At 34.2% G+C, this 10,253-nt stretch carries 10 protein-coding genes; 6 read left to right on the forward strand and 4 right to left on the reverse strand.

Annotated features, from left to right (window positions below; translation table 11 throughout):
- The first annotated feature begins 255 nt into the window (after nt 1-255).
- Nucleotides 256-666 (forward strand): hypothetical protein, encoded by a 411-nt coding sequence (locus tag HX021_RS13805; protein ID WP_286590986.1) that lies wholly within the window; start codon nt 256-258, stop codon nt 664-666.
- 73 nt (nt 667-739) lie between these two features.
- Here the strand turns inward: HX021_RS13805 and HX021_RS13810 are convergent, their stop codons facing one another.
- The 4 genes from HX021_RS13810 to HX021_RS13825 form a co-directional block, all read right to left on the reverse strand.
- On the reverse strand, nt 740-3,121 hold the full coding sequence (locus tag HX021_RS13810) for a GmrSD restriction endonuclease domain-containing protein (protein ID WP_286590987.1): 2,382 nt from the start codon (nt 3,119-3,121) through the stop codon (nt 740-742).
- Nucleotides 3,114-4,946 (reverse strand): DUF262 domain-containing protein, encoded by a 1,833-nt coding sequence (locus tag HX021_RS13815; protein ID WP_121122685.1) that lies wholly within the window; start codon nt 4,944-4,946, stop codon nt 3,114-3,116. Before HX021_RS13815 ends, HX021_RS13810 begins: the two co-directional genes overlap by 8 nt.
- A 160-nt stretch (nt 4,947-5,106) precedes the next feature.
- The gene (locus tag HX021_RS13820) at nt 5,107-5,328 is read right to left on the reverse strand and encodes a DUF6140 family protein (RefSeq protein ID WP_108635557.1); all 222 of its coding nucleotides are present in this window, start codon (nt 5,326-5,328) and stop codon (nt 5,107-5,109) included.
- Between the two features lie 139 nt (nt 5,329-5,467).
- The gene (locus HX021_RS13825) at nt 5,468-5,680 is read right to left on the reverse strand and encodes a hypothetical protein (RefSeq protein ID WP_286590990.1); all 213 of its coding nucleotides are present in this window, start codon (nt 5,678-5,680) and stop codon (nt 5,468-5,470) included.
- 194 nt (nt 5,681-5,874) lie between these two features.
- Here HX021_RS13825 and HX021_RS13830 point away from each other — a divergent pair, with 194 nt between their 5' ends.
- From HX021_RS13830 to HX021_RS13850, 5 genes are all read left to right on the forward strand, one after another.
- Nucleotides 5,875-6,624 carry a helix-turn-helix domain-containing protein gene (locus HX021_RS13830; RefSeq protein WP_286590991.1) on the forward strand — a complete coding sequence of 250 codons (750 nt, stop codon included), beginning with the start codon at nt 5,875-5,877 and terminating at the stop codon, nt 6,622-6,624.
- A 241-nt stretch (nt 6,625-6,865) separates the two neighbouring features.
- Entirely contained in the window at nt 6,866-8,020 is a 1,155-nt protein-coding gene (locus tag HX021_RS13835; protein WP_286590992.1) for an FAD-dependent oxidoreductase, read from the forward strand.
- Complete coding sequence (locus HX021_RS13840) at nt 8,020-8,481, forward strand: nuclear transport factor 2 family protein (protein WP_286590993.1); 462 nt, start codon at nt 8,020-8,022, stop codon at nt 8,479-8,481. Before HX021_RS13835 ends, HX021_RS13840 begins: the two co-directional genes overlap by 1 nt.
- A 288-nt stretch (nt 8,482-8,769) precedes the next feature.
- Nucleotides 8,770-9,624 carry a helix-turn-helix domain-containing protein gene (locus HX021_RS13845; RefSeq protein ID WP_286590994.1) on the forward strand — a complete coding sequence of 285 codons (855 nt, stop codon included), beginning with the start codon at nt 8,770-8,772 and terminating at the stop codon, nt 9,622-9,624.
- Nucleotides 9,625-9,804: 180 nt separating this feature from the next.
- Nucleotides 9,805-10,206: a TolC family protein gene (locus tag HX021_RS13850; RefSeq protein WP_286590995.1), complete on the forward strand. Its 402-nt coding sequence runs from the start codon at nt 9,805-9,807 to the stop codon at nt 10,204-10,206.
- Nucleotides 10,207-10,253: the final 47 nt, after the last annotated feature.

Raw genomic sequence — 10,253 nt, forward strand, 5'->3', positions numbered from 1 at the left:
TTTTATTGTAAGTGCTGTTGTCAATAAAATGCAGAGGGTAATTCCTGCTAAGTTATAATTTTGCCTTTTTAAATGTGTTAATATTGCTGTTAAGCAGAGCATTTTGCTCCCCTTAACAGCAATTGCCTGACAAAATTATCCATCACCTGTGCGAGGGATGTGCACAGGCGATCGTGGCATGATGTTCTTCAATTTTCGAAAAGATTTACTAAGTTTATAACTTAACCTATCTTACAACGTAAATAATTATTAACAATGACAAAAGAAGAAATAAATCATCTATGCCAGGAACTTGAGCATATCAACAAAAATTTCGAGGAAAAATCCTATCCAGGTAATGCACCTCTACTCAAACAAGATTTTAATATACAATCACTAAATACGCCGAATCACTATCTCAAAGTGATGGACGAAATGAATGATATGCTACGCAAATCACGCGTGCTATTTTTAAATGCTGTGCTTGACAAAGTCTGTCTTGAAGAAGGTAAAGTCTATGACTTCGCAAAGCCCTTCCAAGCTGGCATGAGCTATTTTGCCGTCACAAGAAAAGAAGGAACTTTCTATCTCAAAGATGAGGACGGGGATTACCGCGAAATATTTAGCAGTGAGGAGTTTGTCAGTTTTATTGATGATCTATATTGGGAACTTTATGAGGAAGAGTGATTTATTTTTCAAAACCAAGATATCCACAGGCGGATATAAAAATCCGCCTGTGGAGCTGATATGATACATATCATTAAATTAGTTCTTCCAATTTTACGGGTAACTTATCTTTTGTATATAAATTAAAATCTCTTATGCAATCTAAATACACATTTTCTATTTCATACACATTTTCTATTTCGAGTTCATCAACGATATTATATTGGTTATTTTCCTCCTGTAAAATTTCAAAACAGAATAAACTTGAATGCCTATCAAACCTGAGGAAAAGGCCAGAAGTCACAAAATAAATTCGAGAATCTCGCTCGCCCGAATTAGCAGAAAAATATTTAATTAAATCGCCACCAAACTTCTTTTCGAGCTGTTTAAACAACACCCAAGTTCTCAACTCTCTATGATTACCACTCAATTTAGTTTTATCAAGTAATCGTACAAAATTCCCATCACCTAACCAATTGATCAGACGCTGACCACATTGATCAATCAACGATCCATCTTCTAAAATATATCTTCGCCAGTCATTTACTTTTTTTATATGAGTACTAATAATATCCTTTAAATCTTCAGTTTCACATTCACTGCTATTTAAGATATTTAAAATTCCAGAGTCTCCGCCACTGAAAACTTGACGCCAGTTTTCATCTCTCTCCCTTGCAGAATTATAGGAACTTTTACAAAAGGAATATCTGTAGCTCCCTTTATCTGGCATCCACTTATCACCAAATACCAACAAAACCTGCTGTAAAATCTTACTTTCAAGATGCTCTTTAGAAAACAATTTTTCAAATCGTTCCCAGAATCGTTGGAACGTATTAAGCTCAAATTCTCCGTTTCCGTTTCTTGACCAGTTTATAAGAAAATCGATCTGCCCATAGAGATAAAAATGATTCTCAGCTTTTTCGAATGCCTTAATATTTTCGGTATCGGTATTTTCCAGATGAAATTTGTGAAACTCCTCTCTTACCTGTTTTTCTGAGAAAAAATCTATCCATTTTTCATTATCAGTGTAAAGTCTTTGATCACCTGATAGAAAGTCATGTGTAGCCTTAATTGAATGTATAAATCTCGGAAAATCGTCAATCCGGGTATTATAAACGATATTTCGAAATATCCTTACCCATTTTTTAAATTCCAATCTGTTAAAAGATGATCTGCGGACCATTAACAAAAAGGCAGCATAAATAAAGGTTCTGTGTAAAAGAGACTCGATAACATGTATATCAATTACAACCTTTCGAAACTCCCCCTCACTGGTAAATGTACTATTCCATAGGTCAGATATATCAAGCAAAGATTCGCTTTCATTCGCTAGCTCTTCTAGTAAAGAAAACAGAAAAGATATATTTTCTTCAGTTATTAATTCGTTCTCTTCAAAAAATTTTAATGACAAAAATGTGTCTGAGTTTAATTTATCAAATTTTAGTTTTTTATCTTTTTCTTCTTCATCTGAAAAAACAATAGCATAACTTAAAACGCTTCTGATAAAACTATACATCAATTGATCCGACTTAAGCTGATCTTGTTCCCAAAAGATATTGTACCAGTCCTGATCTAACTTATCTTTCCAATTGGTAAAACAGGATTGTTCTTTCAAACATTTATTTTTCTCCAATAACGCATCTACTTTCCCTACAAACCACGATTTAAAGTTGTCGTAGTCACTCAAACTCTTACCTGTTGAGTTCATTTTCAAATAAATATCATCAGTTATACCCTGCTCGTTCAGATCCAGAAAGTCAAATTTAATTTTAGGAGAAACAAATAAATTGTGATGGGCTAATTGGAGACTTTCATCTTTGTTTTCAAGGCTAGCAAATCTATCTTCTATCTCCCGGAGCATAACCAGCATCCCTTCGACAGTAGGATCTTTAAGCCAGCTAATTAAAAACCAGCTTGCATCTTTAATAGCGTCATCAATGGCGAGCTCTTGGGATAAAGATTTCGCATTTTCAACCAATTTTGAAAGGAAAACATCGGAAGATTTTCTGGTTTTATAAGTAAGCTTACCTTCCAGTAGTGAGATTTGCTCCGGACGGAATTTTAACGCTACATAAAGGTGTAACAGAAACAGGGTTGTAAGCCGCTGTTGCCCATCTAGAGGAATAAATAGATCTTTCTTTAAATCTCCATGATCTTTAATAGTATAGGAAATCTGGAACTCTTCAGGGCTGGAATATTTAGCGATCGTTGCGAGTAAAGCATTAAGATTTTTCTTCGCAACTTCTCGATCATATTTTCCAAACTCCTCATCAGCATAACCGTAAACAAAGTCCAGTGGCAATATTTTCTCGGTGTGTGTTGAAATATGACAAATTAAATCTTCTACAAAATTCTCCCTGATTTCTTTTACTGTATCATTTTTTCGTCCCTGTACATAATCGCGTTGTAGAATAGGGATTTGAATTTTGAACTTCGTGATGATATTTACAAAAGAAAGCTGATTATCGTTATTCATAGGACAAGTAAGGTGCTAAAGTGTTCTTAATATCTTTTTCATAAAATTCGCTATCTGTAACACTCCAGTATTCAAGCTGAATACCCATAGGATCTGTTATCATTGTTTTGCTGAAAACGTTTAAAGTCCCTAAAGGCAAATACGTTTTTTCATTGTCTACACTTTCGGGATCATTCATTTGAAGTACTAAAGCGCGCTTTTCTTTGAAAGACCCATTGCTCAATTTTGAATTGGTTACCTTATCTAATAAAGCGAGGTTCTGAATCCCATGGACAGGAAATTCCTCTTCAAACGTATCTTCTAAAGCACTCAACTGTTTTAAAATAGGGGCTGGGATCTTATCCGTCTGCCTGACCGGCTTCAAACTATGACATAATTCATCATAATTGATCTCACTAAAGTCATATTGATCAGCATCTACTTTTATTATTAGCTGCTCATTATCTGTTATTTTATCAACAATAAGTGGTTTTATTTCCTTTAACCATTCAAGCCAATTCTCAGCAGTCTTTTCTTTTGGATTCTGAGGTTGGATATGTTCAAGTGACCATTCTTGCTCAACAAACTTTCCAAAGGAAAACTTCTGACCAGGATAGAATTTTTCGGTAAGTAAAATATTATAAAGTAATAACACCCCCGTACACCTACCATAGCGCCCCCTATCGTTCTGTTTTGAATAAAGAAGCTCCTTGATTTCGAATGATCGGAAATAGGCAGAAATCTCACCATCCAGCCATTCTTTGAATTTTAATTTAGATGTGATTTCACCGTTAGTATACTCCTCCAATATCCGTTCGAACGAATGAATATCCATATTCACAAGAAAGCCTATACGATGATAATAATACGTATCTTCAAACCACTCCTGAGCAATTCTATACTTATCGTAGATCAAAGACCAAGGCCTCAGATCTTCATCTTTACTCATTATAAAATAAGCTCCTAGATCCGACTCCAACCTGTTTTCGGTCACGATATCAAAAAGTTTACCAATCCGCACATCATAATGTTGGTTGTGACTATTGGTAATAAAGAACCAAAAATCAGGGTTTCTCAATGATTGCTCAATCTCGTCCCATTCATTTGCCAGATTTTGCTTTCTAAAATGCTTTACCTCAACATTATCAGCATTATTTTCTATGTCCAGTATAAAAAGGGCCTTTATTAAATCAGCTCCCGTAAGCTTTATTTTGTTTTTGTTAATATTTGCAAAAAGCTTTTCGGCAGTAACATTTAATAGCAACAAATCTACTTCATACCATATAAATTTTATTTGTGTCCTTATTTTGTCAACAATACTAGATATTGTAGCAATATCTAGCCTTTTCAGCTCGAAATGACAAGTACAATAACTTTGGAAGATGTGAAAATTATCTCTGTTCCGCTCCTCTTTTTCTAATGTCAGCTGGTTCCATAGAACGAGGACATGCTCGAGTGTTAAATCTTCCAATTCATGTCTTAATGCATTGTCATATAGTTTTTTCAAAAATATCTCACAAGACCGTGTTTCATAGGAAATATTAAAATCTTTGATATCCAGTTCGCTCGTATAGCTCCGCAGACAGTGCATTAATATTTTAAAAGTTGTAAGACGTTGTTGACCATCGATAACTTCGTAAGTAGAAGCAGATATTTTAGTCACAACAATAGGCTGCAAACAATAGACACTATTGGCACCGCATTCTAAAATATCTCCAATTAACGTTTTAATATTATCAATATCCCACCGGTAACCTCTTTGGTAACTTTTGATTTCAAAATTATCAATACCGGCATTTAAAATCTCTACGATTGTATATAAATCTGTATCTAATTTTTTTGTCATTTGTAAATATTTAATCCTATATCGACCTTGCAAATCCATTTGAACAACGGTGCTTCATATTTTATTTCGGAAAAATTCTATCAGCAAAGTATATCTTAATTTTATATGAATGGCAAACGTATGCCATTACAAAAACACCTCTCCTTCTTTCCAAGATTAGTTAAGAGATCTTTTTAATATCAAAATAGTTCCATATCGCATTGGGGCCACCCAACTTCAGCAGATCGATACCATATTTGCGCATAAAAGCTTCCTTAACATGGGGACAGCCATTGGCATATAATTCGGAATCGCGACAGGATACTTCCACTGTCATTCCTTTTTCCATGACGGTCAGATTCGCCGCCAGACGTGATTTTACAGTAATTAAAAATAGGCTCATGAGAATAATATGATTGTGTTAAATTAATAAATATTTGCGTAGTTAAAAAGCAATTTCACTCGTTGTACAATAAAATAGCGTAACGATTTTATTGAACCTCGTCAAATATATCCGGCTATAACGCCAAAGTAGGTCGCTATCAGAGATTAACGAACAAACAAGATCTTTCAGGCAATCTGGGATTGACGAAGTCGAGCGATACAGGGAGATCCAATTCCTCAAGAATCAATTTGAGCCACAATTGCTCTATTTCTTCTCCTACTTCAGGAAGGGTCAAAAGACTATCCAAACGATTTAAATATCGGATCACCTTGTGGCTGTCCAATACGGTGACGACCGAAATGACTGGCATAAATCAAACCGTAATATCCACTTGCTTTTTGCGCGATCGTCTTTACACATTTTTTCACTATTCAACCTGAATCATTGTGTTATTGACAATTTATGATACACGTGCCATAAATAATCTCTACCTATTTTTTTTATTTATATATCAATACAGTACACGTTATTTTATAACTTTACGAGAGAAATTAATTTCTTTCAATGGATAGTGACTTGAAATATATATTTGTTAAACCGGACAGCTCGCTCTATGACTTTGTCGATAGTTTTTGGCTTCTACAGAATCAATCAAATATGGATAAGGAAGTGGTCATATTACCAGACGGTCGGATTGATTTGATAATTTCTGAATCTAAAACGGAACCGTTCCACATAACGCTTTTGGGACTTGAAACGCAATTCCACCAAGCTAAGATCATATCAAAACAACGAAATTTTGCAATAAGTTTCAAACCGCTTGCAGCGGAGTTTTTATTTTCTGATAAAATTGCCAACTTAAGAGATAAAGGTCTAAATTTACAAGAGGGCTTTTGGGATTTTCATAAAAATGATTTAAATGATTTCGGGGTATTTCAGAAAAAGGCTTCACAAAAAATTCAATCTCTTGTGACAGAAAGAATTGACGATAGAAAGCGTCAACTATTTGAATTAATATATGATTATAAAGGTGAATTGACAGTTCAGGAACTTTCTGAAAAAGTTTATTGGGATAGTCGACAAATCAATCGATATTTCAATCGACGATTTGGTGTTTCGTTAAAAACTTATTGTAATATTATTCGTTTTCGTTTTTCTTTTCAAAATATTAAAGAGGGAAAGTTATTTCCTGAACAGAAATTTGCAGATCAGTCTCACTTTATCAAGGAAATCAAAAAGCATTCAGGGGTTTCTCCGAAAGAGCTCAATAAAAATATAAAGGATCGCTTTTTACAATTTTCACTACTAAAGTAGATATTTACCGAGCCTGTAAAATAGACGGTGTAATGTTACATTGGCATTTTTAGAGCTGTTGGCTACGTTTGTTTAACTTGGTTGTATTTGACCTTCCATAAATTTAATCAAAAGTTGGCTTTAAGCACTACAAGGATATTCATTAAGAAATAAACTACAATTGCAGAAACGTCCGATTTGTACAATTTTAAGCGAATAACACTCAATAACTTTGTATTATCTAAATCAAAGTTAAATTGAGATGAAAAATATAACCGAAAACAAAGATCAGATAATCATAGTAGGCGCAGGTATTGCAGGTCTGAGTCTAGCAATTCAGCTTACGGAGAAAAAAATACCTTGCATAGTTCTTGAAGCAAGAAAAAGTTTTGGTGGAGCTACAAGCGGTGTGAGAATTTCTTCTAAAGGAGTGAAAATTCTCGAAAAAATGGGAATCGATAATATAGGAGAGCCTACAAAAAAAATAGTGATGTACTTTGCTAATAGCAAAATAAGCTTTGAGGATAAAACTGAACCAGATGCGAGCCCTGCTATTATAGTTACCCGATTGGCCGTCTTTGAAAAACTTCGTGAGCGTATAAATGAATTAGATATTCCGGTTATTTATGATTATGCTTTGGAGAATGTAATTGAAAAAGCAGATAGCGTAGTTGCTGTTTCAAGTGACGGACAGCAAATTACAGGTAAGTATTTGGTAGGTTCGGACGGTGTAGGTTCTAAGGTAAGAAGGCTCTTAAATCCTGAAAGTAAATCTGATAAACGATATGCAGGCTACTTAGGGCTTGGCTTTATTTTTCCAAGTAGTGAAAAAATAGAAATGTCTTCATTTAACAATACTGATGGCAATATAGGTTTGGGGTCGATTGGCAAAATAGATTGTAATGACACCTATAAAAATAATTTCTTGTGGATGCACCTACATATGACCGAAGAAGAAGCAAAAGTCATAACAGACAAAGAAGTTTACGAAAAAGTAACAAAAAAGTCAGAGAATTGGATACCTTACTTGCAACAAATTTTTCGGGATTGTAAAACTAATCCAAAAACAGTATTATATCACCAACCTGTGTATAATGGTAGTATTCCTAATAAATGGTATAGTGAAAGATTATTTTTGATAGGAGATGCAGCCCATCCTTATGGACCGGGAGGGCAAGGAATTAGTTTGGCAATGCTGGATGCAGAAGCTTTGTGCGAATTATTTGCCAATGGTGTCACAGAAGAAAAGAAAGCAAATTTCCAAACAACAAGAGCCGCCATGGCAAAATCAAAAGGCGAAAGTTCAGAAGAAAGAAACAAACCCGAAAATCAAATAGTTACAGAAGAAGAATTGCTTTTTAATTATCAATTAATGAAAGATTTTCATCAAAAATCAAATGGCAAATTGGAAATGTAATGGAAAAGCAAAGTATAGAACAACGTGTCCAGGCCCTTGAAGACAAAGAGGCTATTAAAGATGTTACCCATCAATATGCCTTATATATAAATCAGGGCCGGAATAATATGAAAATAAATCCCGAAGCATTTTTAGAAGTTTTTACGAAAAATGCGGTTTGGGAAAGTACATCAATGGGTATCAGAGAAGAAGGTCTAGAAAACATTACTAAGAGTTTTATTATAGAAACGCAAACTGTCCTTTTTGCTATGCACAGTTATTCCAATCCTGTTATAAAAATTAATGGAAGTTCAGCCACAGGAAATTGGTTGTTTTGGGTTACCAGTAAATTTAAGAAGGACACCACGAACCAGGTTTTTATGAGCCAAGATATCAACTACATAAAAACTGAATACGGTTGGCGAATACAGCACATAACATTACATTTTGGGGATATTGTGAAGCACAAATCTCAATATTGAAATTAGAATCGATGTCAACAAATAGTTGACATTGACGATTGTCTAAGCGCATATTATTTATCCTCCCCAACCGTAATACATACTTCCATGTGAGCAATTAAAAATCCATACATATCATTGGAGGGAAGATTATAGCTTTAAAAATATGGACAAGCAGTTCGGAAAATGGAGTCTAAGCGTTTACATTCTCCTTGCCAATTGATAGACATAAGGCACAACGAATATAGTAATATAATTTGTATAGGTTTTAAATAAAGTATTATATTTATATGGTTTAAAATGTTTTCTTTGAAAAATATCAATTTTATACCGATAATGAAGCTGACAGAGGATATTCATGAAGGAGTATCTATCAGAAAGTGGCTTTCTGCAAATGGATCCGTATCGAAAGAAGTGGATCAGTCTCATCGTCACGATTTTCATATTTTTCTTTTACAACAAAAGGGACAAGCATGCGTGGAAATCGATTTTCATAGATATGATATTACAGCTAAAACTATTCTGTATCTACATCCAAATCAAGTCCATCGATTAATTAACCAAAAGGATGTCGAATTTCGTATTATTTCTATTAAAAGCGAATATATTCAAAGACAGTATCTGAAGGTAATTGAAGAATTGGTCCCAGCGAAACCACTGATCATTAGTAGTGATTCATGCACACTTTTAAACAAATCATTTTCGTTGTGTTCCACTCTTTTTCAAAACCATCAAGGGAAGTTCTATGATTCCGCACTCTTGAATAGCTGTAATGCATTTGCCTCTCTTTTGATAGCGCAATATATAGAATTTGACAAACCAACTGAATACTTCACGCGTGCAGAGATTGTTACCAAAGAGTTCAAGCTATTGTTGGAAAAAAATTACATTAATTCCAAACGTCCGTTTGAATTTGCCAAACTTTTACATATTTCTTCTCCTTATTTAAATCAGTGTGTACGTAATACGACTGGTTTTTCTGTTTCCTATCACATTCAACAGCGCGTGATTTTAGAAGCTAAACGCTTGCTATTTCATTCCGATGCTTCTATTAAAGAAATTGCAGCGATGTTGGGGTATGAAGATTATGCATACTTCTCGCGTCTGTTCGCAAAGGTATGTGGTATACCAGCCATTGAGTTTCGAAAAAGAATATTCGATTAGTCCAACACATACCACCTTCTCTCCATTGCCTAGACTTACCGTTTATTCTTCCTTTGTACAACAGGTTTTGAAGTGTTTTTAATACTCGACTACAATACCTTACAGGTATTATAAGAATGTTGTTGTATGAACTCACAATTTTTAATCATCCGCAGAAATCGAGGATAAATTTTATAATACATGGTTAGAAGATTCTTAATTTTCCTATTGGTATTTTTTCCATTACATCAATTCGTTTGGGCGCAGCAAAAGGCCGGACAATCTTTGGAAGAAGTGTTTGCTAAAACACTTGAACACCACCCTTTATTAATGATTGGTGAAAAGGGGGTAAAATTAGCTAGCGAGAAGACACGTATAAATCAACAATTAAAATTGCCTGAAATTTCTGTCTTAGCGGGAATGGACTATATGAGCGATACGAGAATATTTGACAAAAGACTAAATCATTATTCAAATTTATCGAATATTCATTTTGGCAATTCATTAAGTGCTGAAATAAGTCAAGTTATTTATAATGGGGGAAAAATAAGATATAACATTGTGGAAAGTGAGTGGAATTGCAACAATAAAATGGACACATAGTTAAGCTGCAATATTTTGTTTATTGATTTTTCTAGCAAACTCCTCTG

The sequence above is a fragment of the Sphingobacterium sp. N143 genome (assembly GCF_030325625.1).
Classification (GTDB): domain Bacteria; phylum Bacteroidota; class Bacteroidia; order Sphingobacteriales; family Sphingobacteriaceae; genus Sphingobacterium.

What these genes read in the sequence shown, in the direction of transcription:
- HX021_RS13805 (WP_286590986.1), top strand. Translation starts at nt 256, where the DNA reads ATGACAAAAGAAGAAATAAATCATCTATGCCAGGAACTTGAGCATATC.
- HX021_RS13810 (WP_286590987.1), bottom strand. Translation starts at nt 3,121, where the DNA reads ATGAATAACGATAATCAGCTTTCTTTTGTAAATATCATCACGAAGTTC.
- HX021_RS13815 (WP_121122685.1), bottom strand. Translation starts at nt 4,946, where the DNA reads ATGACAAAAAAATTAGATACAGATTTATATACAATCGTAGAGATTTTA.
- HX021_RS13820 (WP_108635557.1), bottom strand. Translation starts at nt 5,328, where the DNA reads ATGAGCCTATTTTTAATTACTGTAAAATCACGTCTGGCGGCGAATCTG.
- HX021_RS13825 (WP_286590990.1), bottom strand. Translation starts at nt 5,680, where the DNA reads ATGCCAGTCATTTCGGTCGTCACCGTATTGGACAGCCACAAGGTGATC.
- HX021_RS13830 (WP_286590991.1), top strand. Translation starts at nt 5,875, where the DNA reads ATGGATAGTGACTTGAAATATATATTTGTTAAACCGGACAGCTCGCTC.
- HX021_RS13835 (WP_286590992.1), top strand. Translation starts at nt 6,866, where the DNA reads ATGAAAAATATAACCGAAAACAAAGATCAGATAATCATAGTAGGCGCA.
- HX021_RS13840 (WP_286590993.1), top strand. Translation starts at nt 8,020, where the DNA reads ATGGAAAAGCAAAGTATAGAACAACGTGTCCAGGCCCTTGAAGACAAA.
- HX021_RS13850 (WP_286590995.1), top strand. Translation starts at nt 9,805, where the DNA reads ATGGTTAGAAGATTCTTAATTTTCCTATTGGTATTTTTTCCATTACAT.